At 43.5% G+C, this 20,244-nt stretch carries 17 protein-coding genes; 12 read left to right on the plus strand and 5 right to left on the minus strand.

Annotated features, from left to right (window positions below):
- Positions 1 to 12 precede the first annotated feature (12 nt).
- Positions 13 to 1,587 (plus strand): ammonium transporter, encoded by a 1,575-nt coding sequence (locus F6K64_RS05335; protein WP_044495721.1) that lies wholly within the window; start codon positions 13 to 15, stop codon positions 1,585 to 1,587.
- 227 nt (positions 1,588 to 1,814) lie between these two features.
- On the opposite strand, the gene F6K64_RS05340 is transcribed toward F6K64_RS05335, so the two are convergent.
- Both F6K64_RS05340 and F6K64_RS05345 read right to left on the minus strand, forming a co-directional pair.
- Complete coding sequence (locus tag F6K64_RS05340; protein WP_008191251.1) at positions 1,815 to 3,008, minus strand: hypothetical protein; 1,194 nt, start codon at positions 3,006 to 3,008, stop codon at positions 1,815 to 1,817.
- Between the two features lie 142 nt (positions 3,009 to 3,150).
- Positions 3,151 to 3,495 (minus strand): hypothetical protein, encoded by a 345-nt coding sequence (locus tag F6K64_RS05345; RefSeq protein WP_008191249.1) that lies wholly within the window; start codon positions 3,493 to 3,495, stop codon positions 3,151 to 3,153.
- Between the two features lie 185 nt (positions 3,496 to 3,680).
- Here F6K64_RS05345 and F6K64_RS05350 point away from each other — a divergent pair, with 185 nt between their 5' ends.
- Positions 3,681 to 4,076 carry a hypothetical protein gene (locus F6K64_RS05350; RefSeq protein ID WP_008191247.1) on the plus strand — a complete coding sequence of 132 codons (396 nt, stop codon included), beginning with the start codon at positions 3,681 to 3,683 and terminating at the stop codon, positions 4,074 to 4,076.
- Between the two features lie 240 nt (positions 4,077 to 4,316).
- Here F6K64_RS05350 and F6K64_RS05355 read toward each other — a convergent pair whose 3' ends face one another.
- Positions 4,317 to 4,511 carry a hypothetical protein gene (locus tag F6K64_RS05355; RefSeq protein ID WP_008191245.1) on the minus strand — a complete coding sequence of 65 codons (195 nt, stop codon included), beginning with the start codon at positions 4,509 to 4,511 and terminating at the stop codon, positions 4,317 to 4,319.
- Positions 4,512 to 5,287: 776 nt separating this feature from the next.
- On the opposite strand from F6K64_RS05355, the gene F6K64_RS05360 reads away from it, so the two are divergent.
- Together F6K64_RS05360 and F6K64_RS05365 are read left to right on the plus strand one after the other, a co-directional pair.
- The gene (locus tag F6K64_RS05360) at positions 5,288 to 5,620 is read left to right on the plus strand and encodes an STAS domain-containing protein (protein WP_008191243.1); all 333 of its coding nucleotides are present in this window, start codon (positions 5,288 to 5,290) and stop codon (positions 5,618 to 5,620) included.
- Between the two features lie 246 nt (positions 5,621 to 5,866).
- Complete coding sequence (locus F6K64_RS05365; protein WP_008191239.1) at positions 5,867 to 8,767, plus strand: TIGR03960 family B12-binding radical SAM protein; 2,901 nt, start codon at positions 5,867 to 5,869, stop codon at positions 8,765 to 8,767.
- 343 nt (positions 8,768 to 9,110) lie between these two features.
- Here the strand turns inward: F6K64_RS05365 and F6K64_RS05370 are convergent, their stop codons facing one another.
- A complete protein-coding gene (locus F6K64_RS05370; protein WP_008191234.1) occupies positions 9,111 to 9,980 on the minus strand; it encodes a pentapeptide repeat-containing protein in 870 nt (289 codons plus the stop codon).
- 659 nt (positions 9,981 to 10,639) lie between these two features.
- Here F6K64_RS05370 and F6K64_RS05375 point away from each other — a divergent pair.
- Positions 10,640 to 13,279, plus strand: a complete 2,640-nt coding sequence (locus F6K64_RS05375) for a colicin transporter (protein WP_008191230.1) — start codon at positions 10,640 to 10,642, stop codon at positions 13,277 to 13,279.
- A 116-nt stretch (positions 13,280 to 13,395) separates the two neighbouring features.
- On the opposite strand, the gene F6K64_RS05380 is transcribed toward F6K64_RS05375, so the two are convergent.
- Positions 13,396 to 13,617, minus strand: a complete 222-nt coding sequence (locus tag F6K64_RS05380) for a hypothetical protein (protein WP_008191228.1) — start codon at positions 13,615 to 13,617, stop codon at positions 13,396 to 13,398.
- 197 nt (positions 13,618 to 13,814) lie between these two features.
- Here F6K64_RS05380 and F6K64_RS05385 point away from each other — a divergent pair, with 197 nt between their 5' ends.
- From F6K64_RS05385 to rplV, 7 genes are all read left to right on the plus strand, one after another.
- Positions 13,815 to 16,016 (plus strand): cation:proton antiporter domain-containing protein, encoded by a 2,202-nt coding sequence (locus tag F6K64_RS05385; RefSeq protein ID WP_287265038.1) that lies wholly within the window; start codon positions 13,815 to 13,817, stop codon positions 16,014 to 16,016.
- A gap of 675 nt (positions 16,017 to 16,691) precedes the next feature.
- Entirely contained in the window at positions 16,692 to 17,327 is a 636-nt protein-coding gene (gene rplC / locus F6K64_RS05390; RefSeq protein WP_287265039.1) for a 50S ribosomal protein L3, read from the plus strand.
- A gap of 147 nt (positions 17,328 to 17,474) precedes the next feature.
- Positions 17,475 to 18,107 carry a 50S ribosomal protein L4 gene (gene rplD, locus F6K64_RS05395; RefSeq protein ID WP_008191222.1) on the plus strand — a complete coding sequence of 211 codons (633 nt, stop codon included), beginning with the start codon at positions 17,475 to 17,477 and terminating at the stop codon, positions 18,105 to 18,107.
- Positions 18,100 to 18,402: a 50S ribosomal protein L23 gene (locus F6K64_RS05400; protein ID WP_008191220.1), complete on the plus strand. Its 303-nt coding sequence runs from the start codon at positions 18,100 to 18,102 to the stop codon at positions 18,400 to 18,402. The genes rplD and F6K64_RS05400 overlap by 8 nt, the downstream gene beginning before the upstream one ends.
- Before the next feature lie 122 nt (positions 18,403 to 18,524).
- Entirely contained in the window at positions 18,525 to 19,388 is an 864-nt protein-coding gene (rplB, locus tag F6K64_RS05405) for a 50S ribosomal protein L2 (RefSeq protein ID WP_008191218.1), read from the plus strand.
- A 111-nt stretch (positions 19,389 to 19,499) separates the two neighbouring features.
- Complete coding sequence (rpsS, locus tag F6K64_RS05410) at positions 19,500 to 19,775, plus strand: 30S ribosomal protein S19 (RefSeq protein ID WP_008191216.1); 276 nt, start codon at positions 19,500 to 19,502, stop codon at positions 19,773 to 19,775.
- Positions 19,776 to 19,825: 50 nt separating this feature from the next.
- A complete protein-coding gene (rplV, locus tag F6K64_RS05415) occupies positions 19,826 to 20,185 on the plus strand; it encodes a 50S ribosomal protein L22 (protein WP_008191214.1) in 360 nt (119 codons plus the stop codon).
- Positions 20,186 to 20,244: the final 59 nt, after the last annotated feature.

Genomic DNA, 20,244 nt, shown 5'->3' on the forward strand with positions numbered 1-20,244 from the left:
AAGCTTGCTTTGATGTCTCGACATAAGTACAAGAGATTAAAACACCAAATCATCCGGGTACCGAGCCGTTGGTACTTCTGCCTATCTTTGGCTATTACCATCCTGCTGGGATGGCTTGGTGTAGCAGTAGCACAAGATAGTAACACGAATAATTTCACTAACCTGTCTACTATCTGGTTGTTAGTTTCATCTTTTCTAGTCTTTTTTATGAATGCTGGCTTTGCCATGTTAGAAGCCGGGTTATGTAGACGGAGAAATGCGACTAATGTCTTGGCTAAAAATTTGATAGTTTTCTGTATATCAGCCTTAGCCTTTTGGCTAGTTGGCTTTGGCTTAATGTTTGGTGATGGCATCACTTACAGTTGTGTTCCAGGAGAAAATAATAGTTTAAGTTTAGTGGGTCAAAAGGGGTTGTTTTTTAATCTTCCCTTTCCCCAATTTGGAAATCTTGGTTTTCCAGAATCAGGATTTAATTGTCTCAATCAAGATTGGTCTAATCGCTCCTTTGCGGCTCTATTTTTATTTCAGTTAGTCTTTGCTGGAACTGCAGCCACTATTGTTTCAGGAGCTGTTGCTGAACGGGTAAAATTCTGGGCATTTCTCCTATTTAGTTTTTTCCTGGTTGGTTTTATCTATCCCGTAACCGGTCACTGGGTTTGGGGACACTATGGTTGGCTAGCCAAGGCGCTAAAATTTCATGATTTTGCGGGTTCAACTGTAGTCCATAGTGTTGGTGGTATGGCTGGCTTGGTAGGGGCTTGGCTACTAAAGCCACGACAAGGTCGTTTTGGCTACAATTTAAGAACAGATAGATATGAAGGTCTCGAAACTGAAAAGTTCTCTGCCGATAATCTGGGTTTAGCCACCTTAGGCTGCTTAATTCTTTGGCTGGGCTGGTTTGGTTTTAATGGTGGCTCAGCAAAGGATCTCGATTATGTAGCTAATACCATCACAACTACCATGATGGCAGCAGCAGCTGGTGGAATATCCAGCGTATTTTTTAGTCCAATTATCCTGGGAAAACCCAGTCTAGCCTCAATTATCAATGGCATTTTAGGTGGGTTGGTGGGAATTACAGCCTCAGCTGCTTTTGTAGATATCAAAAGTGCATTTATAATTGGCTCTATCAGCGGTATTTTTGTCCTTTTAGGCGAATATTTTCTACAAGTTTGGAAAATTGACGACCCCGTAGGTTCGATTCCTGTTCACCTTTTCTGTGGATTTTGGGGAACGATTGCCTTAGGAATCTTTAGTAGCAATAGTTCTCTGTTGTACTCGGAACTTGATGTATATGACGATCCATTATTACAAGTGTTGTGTCAGTTCTTAGGCTGGCTGATTATTATCATTGTAACAGCTCTATTGAGTTTATTAGGTTGGCTATTAGTTAGCCTAATTTTATATTATGCAAGCCATATCAATGAGCGGATTAGCGGCAAACAACGCCATAGGAAACAATTACGTCAAACCCAATATTTTCAATTGGGAGAATTTATCTTAACTATTTTTGAAATTGCTCGTCGAGGAATTAGGGTATCTTTGGAAGAAGAAATCAGTGGTAGCGATGGAGTTTTTTATAATCCTTAGAAGAATCTGGCTTATCAGTAAATAGCTAAGTCTTTAAAAGTAGGCAATAAAATAAATTTTTATTGACTAAAACCAGTCTATTAAGTTAGATTAATTAGTTAAATTAATTAGTTATTTAGTTAACTGTTTGCTAAAAATCCATGCATGAATTTCCTATTCCCTGTTCCCTGTTGCCACAACTACTGATTTAACAATTTAATTTAACAATTTAACAATTTAACAATTGATTACCCCAAATATTTAGCAGCTGGACAATCTAATTTTATTAGATAGTTTCTCAACCAATTAGCATAATTCTCATTATTCCTATCCCATCGACGGAAAAAACGTGGAAGAGATTTTTGTTTAAACTGGTAGTAACGCTCTGATACTTTACAAAGATTTATAGTAGCTTGCTTGAATTCACCTTGACTAGCGAGCTCTTCTATAGCATAGGAAAACTGCAATTGATCTAACATTGACTGACATAGCTTGGGAAAAGCACTATTTTGACTCTTTATCTTTCTAAGTTGCTCTATTTGTTCTTTTCTGGTAGTAAATTGGCGTCTGCATATGTCCTCAGAAGCAAGGTTTTTTAGTTGATCGTCTGCTCTTCTAGCACTAGTACACTGAAATACACCAAAGGTAATGACTAGAAACAAGGCGATCAAGCCACCCCAAAAACTAATGGGTGATGGGATTCTGCTAGCTGATGAGGTAGCCAAGGTTGTGGCTTGGTCTGGCTCTAAAGGTACTACAGTTGATTGGTTGGGCTCGTCAGTTGTTAGATCTGGGTGTTTGGGTTCATCAGTTGTCAGCTCTGAGTGTTTAGGCTGGTCAGTTGTGAGATCTTGGTCTTGAGTAACTGGGGTGATTGGTAGGTTAGGAAAAGCAATGGCGATGGCTTGATCAGTAGCATCTGTCGTCAGCTCAGATGCCAACCAATAGTCTGTACTGGTCAACTGTGCTAACTCTTGAGCTACCCAGCTGTGATTAAAAACAACCTCATAAATACGGTTAGAAACTTTTAAATTTCCCCCCTGGTTAATCACCACACCGGAGTTGAGCAACACTTTTTGTTCCCAACTGTCATTTGCCATCATGACTCCCTGCAAAATTTTCTGATATAGCCGCAGGAATTGTTCTTCGAGCAAGAAACTACGAATATCTTGCAGAAGTTCAGCGGCTTCCTGAGTTTCCCAATTTTCAACGAAGTGAGTTTTGACTAGTTCTTCGACTTTGAGAGCTTCCTCACCAACAGGGATGGGAGATTTAGAGTCAAGGATAACTTGACAAAGCTTCTGGGTCAAAAAAGGCTGAGAGCCAGTCCATGCCAGTACCTCGTCTAAGACAACATCAGGGTTACTCAGATGCTCAGCCAATGCGAGTTTGAATGGTTCGAGGATTTTAGCCACCTCAGGTTTATCCTGCTTAGAGGTCATTTCATTCCTTGTGTATTCCAGACTATTTTTCCTTCAAACATATTTTGTGATAGTCTTGAATTTTCGATCAAGATTAACAAGGAATTTCTATGATCTACAAGCCAGGTTATGGGTAAGATATGGGGTGTAAACTACATGTCCACTACATGTCCATTACATCCAACCCCTCTGATGGCATAATCTTTCCCCCAAACGACTTAACTACATCTTCAAACAAGGGCATATCATCCTGTGGGATTTCCACTACTACTACCATTTTGGCATATTCCTCTGCTCCTTCTTCCTTGTATTCTATTTGCTCGAAGGGCAGGTCTGTTGTCCAATCGTCTGAATTGCTATCAATCATAGGGACGTTGGGCAACAGTTCTTCAACTGGGATAGCGCGAGGTTTAAAAGGCAGATCGACGCAAAATCGAGGCAGTGCCTGATGAGAAAAATTAACGAAATCCACGGGATTGCTAAACACGACTGAAACTTGGACTTTCATAATCTATGCTATGGTATTAAATCTATTGAGACTAAGTTGAATTAATACATCATAGCAAAGATGAGCAGTGAGACAGCCTCTGACTTCCAGTCATGGCAAATCTGGGTCTAATACCCCCGTTAACCAAACTGGTAATATGAACATTATATTGTATCGCAATGACTCAATTTAGGAATTGATGCCTGGTGAATAAAGACCTATCAAGGAGTTTGGTTTACGAGTTCCAGCCTCATCAGATTATTTGTTTAGAGCATGACAATACTCGTTTATACGCTGAAGTGATCGAATTTGTGTCATCGCGACAAATGTGTTGGGTGCGTTCTATGATATTGGTCACCTTGCATAGTCAAGAGCCTGTGCCAGTGGAACTCCCTGAACAGCTTACTCTTTACGACCTACGCTCTGGACCGGATTTACTTTGGCCAGCGAGTTTATTACGACTAGCCTTAGACACTGAAGTAATTCCCCTCTTGGTTCGGTTAGATGACCCTGATGTCAATGTAGAAAGTGACCCTGATGCTCGCCAGCAACTAAGTTATTTTATCTGTGCAGTTTGGCAAGCTTATCCTGAAAAGTTTTAAGTTTTTTTAATGGTTAATCGGTAATAGGACTTTGCCAACTCAATGGTGATCTGATCACGACTCAAGCAGTAGCAAGTCAGACCCCTTAGGAGAGTAAACTAAAGTTGTAGGGGTTTTGCCACATGTAGCTGTCAGAGCTTGCCCCAACCCTGAAAGTCATGGCTAAAAGTCATGGCTAAAAGTCATGGAGTAGTTACCAAGCCTCCGAGCTGGTCTAGCCTTAGTTTATAACCACTTTTTCTAGTGACTCGGAACTAGCTGTACACGACCAGCATCCATCTCAGACATTAATAATTCCAGTGCTTCGTAATCCACATCAGAGATGTAACCAGTTTGAGTTAGTTCGTAGTTAATTGCATTTTCTATATCAGGAGTCAATTTCCTAATATAGAGGGCTTTTTCTACTAGTTGACGAATAACAAATGTAGTTTTCACAATTACTTACCCACAATTCCATATAACTTTATTGTCTTCTGAAATTACTAGCCACTATAGTGATCTTTATCTTATTGGGATGTGATCTAAATCACTGATGAGGTGGATTGGTACTCTCTGACATATATATTACATATATATTATATGCCTTTTGGACTTAACTCAGAAAGCTTAACCTCAACGGAAGAAGCTATGCCGTTTCAAGGGTTAGAGGTATTGAAGTTTAGGTGCGACCCGTTCGCGTAGCGTTGGCAAAGCCAATAGGTGCGACCCAAGGGCGATTTATTCGCCCTTGGAGGCGCGCACCAATAGGTGCGAATTTAATTCTTAATGGGTCAAGCGCACCTAAGGCAGTTATAAGGACATACTGCTTAGTACTACTTGCCTCTACACCCTAGTTAACGTTATACTTATCTAAGGCTAAACATTTGGCTCAAGCCTATAACAAAAAGTATTATATTTCTATGTCAGGGCAGCTCTATTTAGTTAACGTAACAAAAATTATTAAAATTTAATCCCTACTTATAGGCATCAACTGAGCCATGCTCTTAGCAACTTAGACCATCGGAAATGAAAAATAAATTACTTAACTTGAAAAAAAGTAATATATGATACATTTTGATGGTAAGTTTAATGAAGATTTCAAAAACCATTAGCAATCTGTAAAGATTCGGCAAAGTCTATCAGAAGTGGTATGGAATTAGCGAAATTCCATACTATCTTCAATATATTCTCTATAAAATTTTATTGGATTTGACCAAGTGAGGAGTCTACTCATGACACAGGCGACCCTGAGTGCAAAATTAAGAATTATTCAACCTTCCGGTCATATTAACGCTTCTAATGCAATTGAGTTTAAAAGTCAGTTGACAGAAGCTGTGGTGGCTGCTGAGGATTCGGCTTTGTTGGTTGATATGCATCAGTTAGAGTCTCTCGACAGTGCTGGCTTAATGGCCTTAATTCATGGTCTGAAGCTAGCAAGAAGTCTAGAGAGGCGCTTTGGTCTTTGCTCCGTAGCTCCTTCAATTCGAATTATGCTGGAGCTAACTAAATTAGATGGGGTGTTTGAGATTTTTGACAGCCATGAGGCTTTTGCTACAGCCCTCTAGGGGGTTGGAGTAGGTTGGGAAGCTAACTCAATGGCTCTGAGTGCAGCAAAATCATAGGAAATCTTGGGAAGATTAAGTGCTTACAGCGATGATGATGGGAGGAGATAGGGAAATACCAGTTAAGAAGTATGGTGGTTATTATCTCCCTCACTTCATCCACCTTCACCCCCTTATCTCTAGCCTGAGTACTGATAAAATCAAAGGTGGATCAGGGTTAACTGCATTGAAAGCAGTAATAAAGTTTCTATGGCAATCACTGTAGAGGAAATATTAACACCAGACATCAACAGACCAGCCCGTTACTTAGGTAACGAGTTGGGAGCAGTCCATAAACCTTGGGAAGAAGCTGAGGTACGCTGGGTATTGACTTATCCAGAAATCTATGAAGTGGGGGCTTCTAACTTAGGCCATATCATCCTCTACAATATATTGAATTATCAACCTAGGCAATTATGCGATCGCGCCTATCTACCTGCCCCAGACTTGGCAGCTAAATTACGTTCCACTCAAACCCCTCTGTTTGCTGTCGAGAATCGGCGACCTCTGAAAGATTTTGATATTATTGGCTTTAGCCTTAGCTATGAATTAGGGGCAACCAACATCTTGGAAATGTTGGATTTGGGAGGAATTCCCCTGACCTGGAAAGACCGTGCTCAGTTTGATATATCGGAAATACCCCTAATTTTTGCAGGTGGACAAACGGCGACATCGAATCCTGAACCCTATGCTGATTTCTTAGATTTTGTTGATCTTGGCGATGGGGAAGAATTGTTGCCAGAGATTGGCTTAGTAATCGAAGAAGGCAAAGCAGCTGGCTTAAGTCGAGAAGCGTTACTCCTGGATTTGGCTCAGATACCAGGGGTGTATGTCCCCCAATTCTATGATATGACTGAGGATGGCTCAGTTAAACCCAACCGCCCTGATGTGCCGAAGCGGATTTTGCGGCGTGTGGCTACACCGATGCCTGCCTATGCTATTGGACTAGTACCCTATATCCAAACGGTTCATGACCGACTCAAGATCGAAGTGCGACGGGGCTGTACTCGGGGTTGTCGCTTCTGCCAACCTGGGATGCTGACTCGACCAGCGCGGGATGTGGAACCAGAAAAAGTGGTGGAAGCTATTGAACAAGGGATGCGTGCTACAGGGTATAACGAGTTTTCCCTTCTATCCCTGAGTTGTTCGGATTACCTGGCTCTACCAGCGGTGGGGATGGAAATCAAAAATCGTCTTAAGGATCAGAATATTTCCTTGTCCCTACCGAGTCAGCGGGTAGACCGCTTTGATGAGAATATTGCCAATATCCTAGGGGGCAATCGGCAGAGTGGCTTGACCTTTGCCCCAGAAGCAGGAACTCAGCGGATGCGGGATATTGTTAATAAGGGACTGACTAATGAAGAACTGCTCAGGGGAGTAAAGACGGCATTTGAGCAAGGCTGGGAGAAAGTCAAGCTCTATTTTATGATTGGTTTGCCCGGTGAAACGGATATGGATGTGTTGGGGATTGCGGAAACGGTGCGTTGGTTGCAGCAGGAGTGCCGTGCTAAAGGCAGAAAAACCATTAAGTTTAACATAACTGTTTCTAATTTTACCCCAAAACCTCACACCCCATTCCAGTGGCATTCCGTATCGACTTCGGAGTTTGAACGCAAGCAGGAATTACTCAAACAAGTATTTGGTCAGATCAGGGGGGTGAAGGTTAATTACACCGATGTTCGGATTTCGGCCATGGAAGATTTCGTGGGACGGGGTGACAGACGCTTAAGTGCGGTGGTGCGCCGTGCTTGGGAATTGGGGGCAGGGATGGACTCCTGGATGGAAAGCTTGGATCGGGCATTTGCTGCTTGGGAAAATGCGATCGCTTCATCAGGTCTGACCTGGAAATATCGCCAAGTAGAAAATGGCGAATGGAACGTGATGGCGGGTGTAGAAGAGTTGCAAGTTGGAAGGTTGTTCGCGAAGCGTGGCCAAAAGGCCAAGGTTGAAAGTTCAGAGCAACCAGCTAACCTACAACCAGCTAACCTACAACCAACTAACCGACAACCAACTAACCGACAACCAACTAACCTTCAACCAGCTAACCTTCAACCAACTAACCTTCAACCAACTAACCTTCAACCTTCTAACCTTCAACCTTCTAACCTTCAACCTTCTAACCTTCAACCTTCTAACCTTCAACCAGCTAACCTTCAACCAGCTAACCTTCAACCGTCAACCCTTAACGCCCTTGATGCTCCCTTGCCTTGGGATCATATTGATACGGGAATTGATAAGAATTGGCTCAAGGAAGATTTACAACGGGCGTTAGATGCAGCAACGGTACCGGATTGTTCCTTTGATGGGTGTTCTCACTGTGGTGTGTGTGGGATTGATTTTGGTCATAATGTAGTGATTGAGCCGCCACAGATTCCGCAATTTGCTGGTCACTTTAAACCCAATACTAATAAGGATCAGCGGCTGCGGGTTTGCTTTGGGAAGTTGGGGGATATGACCTTGTTGGGTCATCTGGATTTGGCAAGTCTGTTTGAGAGAGCAGTAAGACGGGCGTCACTGCCAATTCGATATAGTGGGGGGTTTCGGGCTAATGCTCGGATTATGATTGCTAATGCGTTGCCCTTGGGAGCGTCTAGCAGTGGGGAGATTGTGGAGTTTGAGTTAACTGAGAAAATGCCAGTTGAGGAGTTTAGGGAAAGGCTGGTGTCTCAGTTGCCTAAAGAGATTCCGGTGTATGGGGTTGAAGCAGTGGATTTGAAGGAACCTGCGGGAACTCAGCTGTTGGAGAGAGCTGAGTATTTGATTCGAGTTGAGGTAATATCAGAAGCGTCTTGGGAAGAGTGGCAGGGTTGGATTGAAGCAATCAAAGGTAGTAAGGAAATTTGGTGGGAGCGGTTTACGAAGTCGGGGAAGAAGCAGTGGGTGAATTTATGCGATCGCTTATTTGACTTCGAGGTGATCGAACCCCAAAAATCCAAAGATGGTGAAGAGGAGGTTGCGGAGTCTGGGGTGGTTTTGCGGTATGTGGGGAGTTGTTTGAATGATGGCACGATGTTGCGACCAGAGCACATTATTTATATGTTGGAGCAGGTGGCGCAGCGGGAGTTTCGTTTGTTGCATGTTCATCGGCAACGGTTGATTCTGCGCAATTGAGAAATTTGGCGTTGCTGAATTAAGGTATGATTGGCTAAAAATGTGGCGTTGCTGAATCAATCAATGAATATGAGTGGGGTGGACATCCTGCCTGCCCAAAAAGATCCGGTGCGCTTGACCCATTAAGAATTAAATTCGCCACGGGTCGCACCGTCAGGAACGGGCAAGATGCCCATTCCACAAAACTATTCAAATCATTCCATTATTAAGCAACGCCTCAAAGAATGGTCTAAGGAAAAGAAAATCACTGCTTTGATAAGGAAAGCCAATGGTACGGGAGTAATCAAAATTAGCCATTACCCATTACCAATAATTATCTTCTCACTGAGCTGGATTGATCTAGCTAACAATTATTATTTTTAATCCTGCCATTAGGCATAATAGTGTTACAGAAAATAGCATCATTTAAGTCAGCCTTAGCTAATTTAGCCTTTTTAAGATTAGCATGGCTGAAATTAGCCTCACTCAAATCAGCATCATGAAAGTCAACACCTTCTAAATTGGCATAACTTAGGTTGGCGGCTCTCAAGTCAGTATTATACAGTCTTGCACCACTCAAATTAGCATGACTAAGGTTAGCGCCACACAGTTCTTCATAACCTAGGTTGACATTTTTCAAGTCTAAACCGCTTAAGTCAGCCTCGGCACAAATAAAGATTGCTCCGGCTTTTGATGGGTTAAATCCAGTCGGAAACTCAGTGTATGACGTATAGATAGCTTTGGTAAAATTTATACTACTCAGGTCAGCTTTTTTCCAGCCATCAACCCCTAGCATACGGGCATAACTGAGGTTAGCATTGCTCAGGTCAGAATCACCTACGTAAACCTCACATAAGGTAGCATAACTAAAATTGGCATCCCTGAGCTTACTAGTAGCTATATAGATTACAGATAAATCCGCATAACTCAGATCAGTACCACTAAAATCACAGTTTTCCAAGGTTGATTCAGAGGCTACTATATGACTCAAGTTAGCCTTAGTAAGGTTAGAATTTTCGATAGTGGTTTCGTATAGGTAAGCATTCCTCAAGTTAGCATGACTTAGATCTACATCATCCCAAGTAGCTTCCTCTAAATCAGCATTACTCAAGTCCGCATTTTTTAGACAAACACCCTTGAAATTAGTACTTTTTAAGTTAGCCTTTTTCAAATTAATACCAGAAAAATCTCTTTCACCAGCTTCGTAGCGTTTTAGGAATTCATCACGATTCATAGTATGCACCATAATTTATTTATTTTGAGCTCTTACTTATCATAAGTATATCGTAAAAAAAAGTTTAATTTAATTTAAATGGGTTGGCTTAATGATTAATGGTTACTAGTTTTAGTACTTAATGCGATCAAGCCTAATCTAAGGTTGCTTAATCCCTAATCCCTCATCGTTAATGTTCTGATCAGCAATCACATCTTCTATCCCAGGGGTTTGATGAAATTGCTCCCAACTCAATAAACTCAACGTATTCATAACGAGTTTGGGTTATTTTGGCAGAACAGAAAAAGAAAGGTTACTTTAGTTTTATAGCGAGTTCCTTTGCTGTCAGGTTACAAAATAGTTGATTGTTGATTAGGCTTTAGGGATAAACCATGAACTATAGCAATCCTAGATGAATCCTGAGATTTACTGATCCGAAGCTCCCTTGGTAAAAAATTCTGCTCACAACTGACTTGGGATTTCTATAGGCACAAGACCGTATCTAATTACCTGAACATAAATACTGTTAACTGTGTTGAAACCCTTAACGTTGTTCAACCCCTTTATGTTCTCGGTTCGCCGTTCCCTATTCCCTTATCTGATCAGTCAACTTTCATTGTGTATGACTACTTACGACCGATGAAGGCAACTTAGTAATCTAGTTCGATTAGACCGAGACTATGAATACAACTGAGCGTAAAACAGAGAAGAAAATGGAAGTGCCTAGAACAACTAGTGAAGTGATTCGCATCAAGCCCCAACAGTTTATTCATGTGCTAGACAACAATACTGGTGTTACGCGACTGGAGGTTGGTCCTCAAACCATTACCCTTCGGGATCACGAGCGGCTGATCTTAAAACCTGAACCGATGATTATTGTGCCGCCTCGATATTATTGTGTGGTGGCTAATCCATTACTCCGGGATGAAGACGGTCAACCCATTGCTGATCAGCATGGTCAAATTCGACTGCGCTACGGTGATCTGGAAATTCGTTTCGCGCAAGATCCGTTTCCCCTTTATCCAAACGAGAAACTGGTAGGGGATGTCACGCAACTGGCAGTAGTCGAGACCAATCAAGCACTGCGTCTGAGAGCAATTCGGGATTTTACCGATACGGTTACGAGAATAGTTGATGGAGAAACCCAGACTGAAACAATTAACCGTTTAGCAGGTGATGAATGGCTGTTTGAAGGACCTGGAACCTATATTCCCCGGGTGGAGGTGGAAGTAGTTGAGACAGTCACAGCTGAGGTGATTAAACCTAACCAAGCCTTACACCTGTTAGCACGGCAGAATTGCACCGATCGTCAAAGCAATAGACGTAGAGCAGGTGAAGAATGGCTGGTTAGAGAAGAAGGAGCCTATTTACCTGGTGTGGATGAAGAAGTAATTGGCATTATTAATGCTTACATTTTGACAGAACAAAAAGCATTACATCTGAAAGCTAAACGCACCTTTACTGATATTTTTGGTCGTCAGCGTAAAGCTGGAGATGAATGGTTGGTCACCTTTGAAGATGCAGAAATTCATATTCCCGATGTTTATGAAGATGTAGTGGGAGAAGTCACGATTACTACCCTCAGCGATCACGAATGGTGTATTGTGGTTGACCCCATTGATGAGTCTGGAAAACCTCAGCTCGGTATGCGAGAGGTTCGCCAGGGGAGAACATCATTTTTCTTGCATCCCGGTGAATCCTTGGAGAATGGTATCCAAAACATCTATGTTCTCAGTGAGCTCGAAGCACTGTTGCTTCGAGCCAAAGAAGCGTTTAATGAAGGGGAAGGTGACCAGGTCATTACTCATCAACCAGGGGATTTATGGATGATTGCTGGGCCACAAGATTATATTCCCCGTGTGGAAGTGGAAGTGGTTGAGAAGCGTCAAGCGATTCCCCTTGATAAGAATGAAGGTATCTATGTGCGTAATATTCAGACTGGTGAACTCAAACTGGTCGGTGGTCCTCAGGCTTATATGCTCACTCCCTATGAGAAGCTTTGGGAAAAAGAACTGCCATCGGTAGTTGAGGAACTGTTGATGCAAAAAATAGACCCATTGTCTGGACGTGGTCAGGATTCTGTAGCTGGAGGGGATCAGTCCGAGCAAAAATCAGGAGTACGCCAACGTCTATCCCAACGGGATAAGACTAGAGCAGTTGTGTTTCATATTCCTCAAAATGCTGCTGTACAACTTCATGATTATAAAAACAGAACTGCAAGAACTGTATTTGGACCGGACTTGGTGATGCTCGAACCAGATGAAGCCTTTACTGTGCTTTCTTTGTCAGGTAGCAAGCCCAAACGACCTAATGTAATTAAATCCTTAGCCTTATTACTCGGTCCTGATTTTATGACCGATATCTTTACCGTAGAGACAGCAGACCATACCAGATTACAGCTACAGCTGTCCTATAACTGGTACTTTGATGTGGACAGACACGATGAACAAACTGCAGCTAGACTGTTTCAAGTACCTGATTTTGTGGGAGATACTTGTAAAGCGATCGCATCCCGAGTGCGGGGTGCTGTAGCAGGGGAAAAATTTGATGAATTTCACCGCAATTCAGCCCGGATTATCCGACTGGCGGTGTTTGGCACTGATGAAGAAGGTCATATTCGAGATGAATTTCGTTTCCGAGCCAATAACCTAGTAATTACCAATATTGACATTCAGTCAGTGGAGCCAGTGGATGAAGAAACCTTAAGGAGCTTGCAAAAGTCAGTCCAGCTAGCGATTCAAATTACTACTGATGCTCAAGAAGCTGCTGCACGGCAAGATGCGGAACGGATTGAGCAAGAAGCGAAAGCCAGGTTGGAAAGGCAAGTAATTTTGGATCAAAGTGCAGCAGAAGCAGAACGGAAAAAACTTCTAGAATTACAGGCAGAAAATATAGCCATTGAGTCTACAGGTCAAGCAACAGCAGAAGCAAGAGCTAAGGCTGAAGCGGCTCAGATTCAAGGACAATTAGCAGTTAACTTGGCTCAGCAAGAAGCCGAGGCGGCTCGGATTCGCAATGAAATCGAGTTAGCTCAACTCAAAGCACGTCAGGAAGCTGAATTAGCCCATCAACAGAGTTTGAGTAACCTAGAGATTGCCAAAGCTGAGCGTATGGCTCACATTAAGAGTGAAGAATACCGACAGAAAGTAGAAGCGATTGGTCCTCAAACCATTCAAGCGATCGCACAAGCAGGTCCGGAAATGCAGGCAAGACTTCTAGAAGCACTTGGTATCCAGAGTGTTTTGATTACCGATGGCAAAAATCCCATCAATCTATTTGGTGCAGCTAATGGTCTGATTAGTCCGCCAACTTCTAACTAAGTACATGTGTATCTGCTGCGCGCTGTGTCTGCTGCGCCCTGTGTCTGCTGCGCGCTGGCACGGCTTCCCTTATACACAGATAGACTGATAACCCAACCCTATCTTATCGGTCTATCTTACCGGTCTATCTGTGTCGAAGGTTGAGAGTTGAGGTGTTGCTCAACTTTGTTAATTACCCCTAGTACGAGAAACAGAGCAAATACTACAGCAACACCGATAGCAGTCCACTTGAAAAAAACTAACTTTGGCCGACCTTTAGCTGGATAACCACAACTGAGGCAAATTTCATCGTTGGTGCTGGTTAAAGACCCACAAACGTTACACTGTTCTAAAGCCATAGTTCTTGGAAATCTCTACCGTCATAAGATAACTGAAAAAATTATCAGGTGGGTAGAGTACTTTGAGCCTTCCTTACCAACTCCTTGATGCCCAAGTTGCTTAGTTCAGGTGAAGTAGGTTACCCAAAAATCAGGGCACAAGGGAAAACCCCCAGGTATGAAGCCTGTGACCAATAACCGATTACCCATTCCTAATCATGGCCTCAGGACACAATTTAATTCTGGATCTAACCACAGTTCTAGGGGCTTCTGCTCTGGGAGGCTACCTTGCCAATCGGCTACGTCAACCTGTACTTTTAGGCTATTTAGCCAGTGGTTTATTGGTTGGTCCGTTTGGTCTTAAACTCGTAGGCGAATTAGAACAAGTCAAATCCCTAGCTGAAATTGGGATTGTTTTTTTGTTATTCACCTATGGGGTAGAATTTTCTCTATCCCAGCTTAAACGATTTAAAGATATTGTCCTGAAAGGGAGTTTACTGCAAATTAGTCTCACTATTACCCTAGTTGCAGTTTTAGCCAATGGACTTGGTTGGGTTGATGGATTAACTCCGGGAATAATGCTCGGATTCATCATATCCCTCTCCTCCACCTCAGTAGTTCTTAAAACCCTGATGGAGAGAGGAGAAACCAATACCCTTCATGGTCAAGTGATGCTAGCAATTTTGATTGCTCAAGACCTTAGTTTAGGTCTGATGTTAGCCGTCATCCCCGCCCTTCAGCAGCCCTCAGATATTGGCTCAGCTTTAGTTGTTGCTTTACTCAAAGCGTTGGTGTTTCTAGCTGCTGCTCTAGCAGCGGGTCGCTGGATAGTTCCCCATCTCATTAAATATATTGCCCGCACTGAAAACAGTGAGCTATTTCTGATCACAGTAATTGCCCTGTGTTTAGGGATTGCTTTGATTACTGCTGGACTTGGTCTATCCGTTGAAATGGGAGCATTTGTGGCAGGATTAATGATGGCTGAAATTGATTATGCTGACCAAGCCGTTGCCAAAATCATCCCCCTTAAAGACACGTTTGTATGTCTATTTTTTGCATCCATAGGAATGCTCATTGAGCCGGAAGTGCTGCTCGATAACTTTGGCATAATTATCGGTTTAGTGATGTTAGTGATGGGGGGTAAAGCAGCCATTATCCTACCGATTGTGCTGAAATTTGGCTATTCCTTTAAAACTGCTTTTATTGCTAGTTTTGGTCTCAATCAAATTGGAGAATTTTCCTTTGTCTTAGCGGTGGTTGGCTTTGAGTTAGGATTTATCACTAGGGATCAGTATCTACTCCTGGTGGGAACCACAGCCATTACCCTAGTCCTGACACCCATGTGGCTAAGATGGTCTCCCCGAATAGCAGACCACCTGGTAAATCTGCCGTTTCTGAAAAACTACCTGCGTCAGTTTCAGGGCACTAAAGCTTTGTCAATTCCAGAAACGATTTGTAATCATGTGGTAGTGGCTGGCTATGGACGAGTGGGGCGAGTATTGGTCAACATCCTGCGCAATCAAGGCCATGAGGTACTAGTGATTGAAAATAGCGAAGCTGCTATTCAACGATTAAGACATGAAAAAATTCCCTATATGTTTGGGGATGCTCACTCGGAACTGGTCTTAGAAAAAGCCCATCTAGAAAAAGCTAAAGCCCTAGCCATTGCCCTACCCGATCCTGGCAGTACCCGCTTGTTGCTCAAACGTGCCCTCAAGTTTGCCCCAGGACTGGATATTGTGGCTCGTTCTCACAAAAATAGCGAAATTGACCTACTCACCCAGTTAGGGGCGCGGGAAGTAGTGCAACCAGAATTTGAGGCAGCATTGGAAATGGGAGCCCATGTGCTAGTAGCACTGGGAGAAACCCAAGGTATGATTCAGTCGGTGATCAATCGGATTCACCAAGACCGCTATTTGAGTGTACGACCTGAACAAGCTACCTATTCAAAGCAGCAAGACATCACTGATGTTGCTGAAGAACTCCACAGTGAGTGGGTGACTTTGAGTCAAACTTCCCGTCTAGATTGGGTAACTCTGGCAGCAACAGATATCCGTAACGTGACTGGGGTAACAGTTTTGACAATTCAACAAGGTAATGATATTGTCCACTACCCACAAGGTAAGATGACGTTGCGTTCAGGGGATCGATTGCTAGTTGTTGGGGAACCGGAAGAATTAGCAGCGTTTAGAGACTGGATCGAAAGTCGCAGTTTCCTTAGTGAGGGATCTAAGCATTGGGTAACTTTGGTAGAGAATTCAAGTTTGGTCGGTATGAAGCCAATTGATCTCCAGCATCAATACAATGTGATGGTTCAGGCGTTGCGTAGACAAGGGAAACTATATAATCCAGTGGATGAAGCTGGAGTATTGCAGGTGGGGGATTGTGTGTTGTTGTCTGGGGAATGGGATGAGGAGTGAATGATCTGGTGCGCGAGACGATGCGATTAGCCCGAAGGGCTACGCTACGCGAACGCATACGCGCGAGAATTGCATACGCACGACAATTGCATCCCCCGATTTCACATAAATCCATACAGCAAGCAAATTTTTGTCAAACTAATTCTCAAACTAACTAGACACCCTTAGCAAAATACTATATACTATATAATAGTGGCATTATGACAGTTGCTTCCTCAGCAACTGAATAGCTGGGTGTGCTGTGGGCTGAGAATTAGGTTCGAGGCAAGACAATATACACAGCATATCAGGTGTTTTTTTTGGCATCAGGGCTAAAGTAGGTCAAAGACAGTTAGGTTTAAACAACTCCAATCAGTTCTTGGGTCTGCTTTAGGTCAATCAGTGCTTACACTTTCGTGGATCAAGGGATACTGAGTTATTAACAACTTAAGTCCCAGCGAAGTCAGGCGAGTTTAATAGCCTTTTCTGACCAGTAAACGCAATTGAACGAGAATCTAGCTCGACCATCATGCCGAGCTGGATAAAAGTGGGCTCTCTGCTTATTTTTTGAGGAGAGGTTTATCCACTATAAATAGTGACCAGGTTTATAATGACCAGGTTTGTGGCACAAAGGGAATTCAGGTTCTTGAATATCCCTGCTGCCAGACTGCTGCAATGTCTACAAAGGAGAAACCAGTGTCTGTCGGTATCCTCGGTACCAAACTCGGTATGACCCAAGTGTTCGATGATGAAGGAAGAGCGATTCCTGTAACCGTCGTCAAAGCTGGGCCATGCACTGTGACCCAAATAAAAACCAACCAGACAGATGGCTACAATGCCATTCAAATTGGTTATGACCAAGTCAAGCCTAAGGCAATTAATAAGCCTGAAATAGGACACTTGGCTAAGTCCAGCGCCCCACCCTTACGCCACCTACGTGAGTACCGCGTGGATGATACCAGTAATTTTGAACTGGGTCAGCCAGTCAATACCGATATGTTCAGTATTGGTCAAATTGTCGATGTCAGCGGTAAAAGCATTGGTCGTGGCTTCGCGGGTTATCAGAAACGTCACAACTTCAGGCGAGGACCGATGGCTCATGGTTCCAAAAACCACCGCCTTCCAGGTTCCACTGGAGCAGGGACAACCCCTGGTCGTACCTATCCAGGTAAGAAAATGGCTGGTCGTTACGGCGGTACCAAGGTGACAATTCGCAAACTTGAAGTAGTCAAGATAGATCAAGAGCGCAATTTGCTAGCGATTAAAGGTGCAGTTCCCGGTAAACCAGGGACACTCTTGAGCATTGCACCCACTAATAAAGTCGGACGTTAGTCAGAACGAAAAAGCAATTAGCTCCCTCATCGTTAGGTGTAAGCCTGATGTATATGTAACTGTTTATTTTTACTACTAGCACCCCCTAAGTGCTTAAAAGCTAACAGCTAATTGCTAAACGCTTGCTCGCTAAGAAGGAGAGAACAAATGGTAGATTGTTCAGTGCGAAACTGGCAAGGGGAAGAAGTAGGGCAGGCAACACTCCAGATGCGAGTTGCCAAAGAAGAAAACGCTGCCCACATTGTTCACCGGTCACTGGTGAGACAAATGGCCAATGCTCGTCAAGGCAATGCTTGTACAAAAACTCGTTCCGAAGTTAGAGGTGGAGGACGCAAACCTTGGCGACAAAAGGGAACCGGTCGTGCTCGTGCTGGTTCTAATCGTTCACCCCTATGGCGTGGTGGTGGTGTAATCTTTGGTCCGAAACCCAGAGACTATAGCCAGAAAATGAACCGCAAAGAGCGTCGCTTGGCTCTGAGAACAGCGTTTATGAGTCGAGCAGAGGATTTGATTGTGGTAGAGGAATTTACTGAGCAACTACCACGACCCAAGACCAAGGATTTGGTGGCAGCAATTGGTCGTTGGGGAATTGAGCCTGAGTCAAAAGTTCTCCTAATCCTAGCTCAGCCAGAAGAAAAGGTTTATTTGTCAGTCCGTAACCTAGCAACTGTCAAGTTGATTTATGCCACCAACTTGAATACCTATGATATCCTAGCCGCTGATAAAATCGTGACCACTAACACGGCTCTTGCTAAAATTCAGGAGGTTTACAATGACTGAGTATAACCCCCGTGACCTGGCTGATTTGGTGATTCGCCCAATTGTGACTGAAAAGGCGACCCTACTGATGGAGCAGAACAAGTATGTCTTTGATGTGATTATCAAAGCGACAAAGCCACAAATTAGAGCCGCGATTGAAAGTCTTTTTGAAGTGAAAGTGGTGGCAGTAAATACCCTACGTCCGCCACGTAAAAAGCGTCGAGTGGGAAGATTTGTAGGTTACAAAACCCAGTACAAACGGGCGATTGTCACCCTAGCTCCAGGAGATTCGATTACTCTATTCCCAGACGTATAAAACTGGCTAATTGCTAATTGTTAATTTTTAATTGGTTAATTGCCAATTGGTAGATTGTCAATTGTTAAGACAAACTAGTCAAGACAAACTAGTCAAGACAAACTAAGTAAAAAATACTTGTTATGGGCATCCGTAGCTATAGACCATACACCCCAGGCACTCGTCAGGGTACTGTCTCAGACTTCGCTGAGATTACTCGGACTGAGCCAGAAAAATCCCTAACCAAGTCTAAGCATCGTAAAAAAGGTCGCAATAATCGCGGTGTCATTACCTGTCGCCATCGCGGTGGCGGACATAAGCGTCTATACAGGGTAATTGACTTCCGCCGGGATAAGCACAATATTCCAGCAAAAGTGGCAGCAATTGAGTATGACCCCAATCGGAATGCTAGGATTGCGCTTCTCTACTATCAAGATGGTGAAAAGCGATATATCCTGCATCCTGTGGGTTTGGAAGTGGGGTCATCCATTATATCTGGGCCTGACTCTCCCATCGAAATAGGCAATGCCTTGCCCCTAAAGGATATTCCCTTAGGCACCAACGTGCATAACGTTGAACTGATCCCAGGGCGAGGAGCACAGATTGTCCGTGCAGCCGGAGCAACTGCTCAAGTGCAAGCTAAAGAAGGTGACTATGTCACCCTAAAGCTGCCGTCTAGTGAAGTCAGGATGTTGCGTAAAGAATGCTACGCCACTATTGGACAGGTCGGTAATGTTGAAGCCAGAAACTTGAGTTTAGGTAAAGCTGGTCGCAATCGACATAGAGGCCGTCGTCCCCAAGTAAGGGGCAGTGTAATGAACCCGGTAGATCACCCCCATGGCGGTGGTGAGGGTAGAGCTCCTATTGGTAGAAGCGGTCCAGTGACCCCCTGGGGGAAACCAGCCTTGGGAGCCAAAACTCGTAAGGCCAAAAAGCAAAGTAGTTCTTTAATTGTCCGGCGTAGGCGGAAATCCTCTAAGCGAGGGCGCGGTGGTCGCGATTCTTAAGGAGTTGAACGTTAAAGTTAGCAGGTTAAACGTTGTAAATAGCAACTAATCACTACCAACTAGCAACTATTAACTACCAACTAACAACTAAAAACTAACGAGCGTTGAATTATGGGTCGTTCATTAAAAAAAGGTCCTTTTATAGCCGATAGTCTTCTGACTAAGATTGAAACCTTGAATGCTAAAGGTGAAAAACAGGTGATTAAAACCTGGTCAAGAGCCTCGACCATTGTGCCGCAGATGGTTGGTCACACCATTGCCGTTCATAACGGGCGGACACATGTACCAGTTTTTATCAATGAGCAGATGGTAGGTCATAAGCTGGGCGAATTTGCCCCGACTCGAACATTTCGGGGACATGTTAAGGATGGTAAGGCCCGTCGTTAAAGTGATTAGTTCAGTAGTTAGTAGCTATAAAGAAAGCAAATGATGGAACGATGGCGATAGACACTACAGCAGAAACTAAAGCGATCGCACGCTACATTCGGATGTCTCCAAGTAAAGTGAGGCGAGTACTTGACCAAATTCGGGGGCGTTCCTATCGGGAAGCTCTGATCATTCTGGAATTTATGCCCTACCGGGCTTGTCAACCAGTCTTGAAAGTACTACGCTCCGCTGTTGCCAATGCTGAACACAATGCAGGGATTGACCCAGCTAGCTTATACATCACTAAAGCTTTTGCGGATATGGGACCAAGCTTGAAGCGGTATCGACCAAGAGCTCAAGGTCGTGCTTATCAGATTCGCAAGCCAACCTGCCATATCACGGTGGCTGTTTCTCCAGAAGTAGATGATTAGTTAGTGAGTTGATTGAGCATTACCAAGGGTGAACACTAATAGCGCTATGGCTAGATAAT

The organism is Moorena sp. SIO3A2, assembly GCF_010672265.1.
GTDB lineage: Bacteria > Cyanobacteriota > Cyanobacteriia > Cyanobacteriales > Coleofasciculaceae > Moorena > Moorena producens.

Bases quoted from the DNA above. Each gene is read 5' to 3' on its own strand.
- F6K64_RS05335 (WP_044495721.1), top strand. From the start codon at position 13: ATGTCTCGACATAAGTACAAGAGATTAAAACACCAAATCATCCGGGTA.
- F6K64_RS05340 (WP_008191251.1), bottom strand. From the start codon at position 3,008: ATGACCTCTAAGCAGGATAAACCTGAGGTGGCTAAAATCCTCGAACCA.
- F6K64_RS05345 (WP_008191249.1), bottom strand. From the start codon at position 3,495: ATGAAAGTCCAAGTTTCAGTCGTGTTTAGCAATCCCGTGGATTTCGTT.
- F6K64_RS05360 (WP_008191243.1), top strand. From the start codon at position 5,288: ATGACACAGGCGACCCTGAGTGCAAAATTAAGAATTATTCAACCTTCC.
- F6K64_RS05365 (WP_008191239.1), top strand. From the start codon at position 5,867: ATGGCAATCACTGTAGAGGAAATATTAACACCAGACATCAACAGACCA.
- F6K64_RS05370 (WP_008191234.1), bottom strand. From the start codon at position 9,980: ATGAATCGTGATGAATTCCTAAAACGCTACGAAGCTGGTGAAAGAGAT.
- F6K64_RS05375 (WP_008191230.1), top strand. From the start codon at position 10,640: ATGAATACAACTGAGCGTAAAACAGAGAAGAAAATGGAAGTGCCTAGA.
- F6K64_RS05380 (WP_008191228.1), bottom strand. From the start codon at position 13,617: ATGGCTTTAGAACAGTGTAACGTTTGTGGGTCTTTAACCAGCACCAAC.
- F6K64_RS05385 (WP_287265038.1), top strand. From the start codon at position 13,815: ATGGCCTCAGGACACAATTTAATTCTGGATCTAACCACAGTTCTAGGG.
- rplD (WP_008191222.1), top strand. From the start codon at position 17,475: ATGGTAGATTGTTCAGTGCGAAACTGGCAAGGGGAAGAAGTAGGGCAG.
- F6K64_RS05400 (WP_008191220.1), top strand. From the start codon at position 18,100: ATGACTGAGTATAACCCCCGTGACCTGGCTGATTTGGTGATTCGCCCA.
- rplB (WP_008191218.1), top strand. From the start codon at position 18,525: ATGGGCATCCGTAGCTATAGACCATACACCCCAGGCACTCGTCAGGGT.
- rpsS (WP_008191216.1), top strand. From the start codon at position 19,500: ATGGGTCGTTCATTAAAAAAAGGTCCTTTTATAGCCGATAGTCTTCTG.
- rplV (WP_008191214.1), top strand. From the start codon at position 19,826: ATGGCGATAGACACTACAGCAGAAACTAAAGCGATCGCACGCTACATT.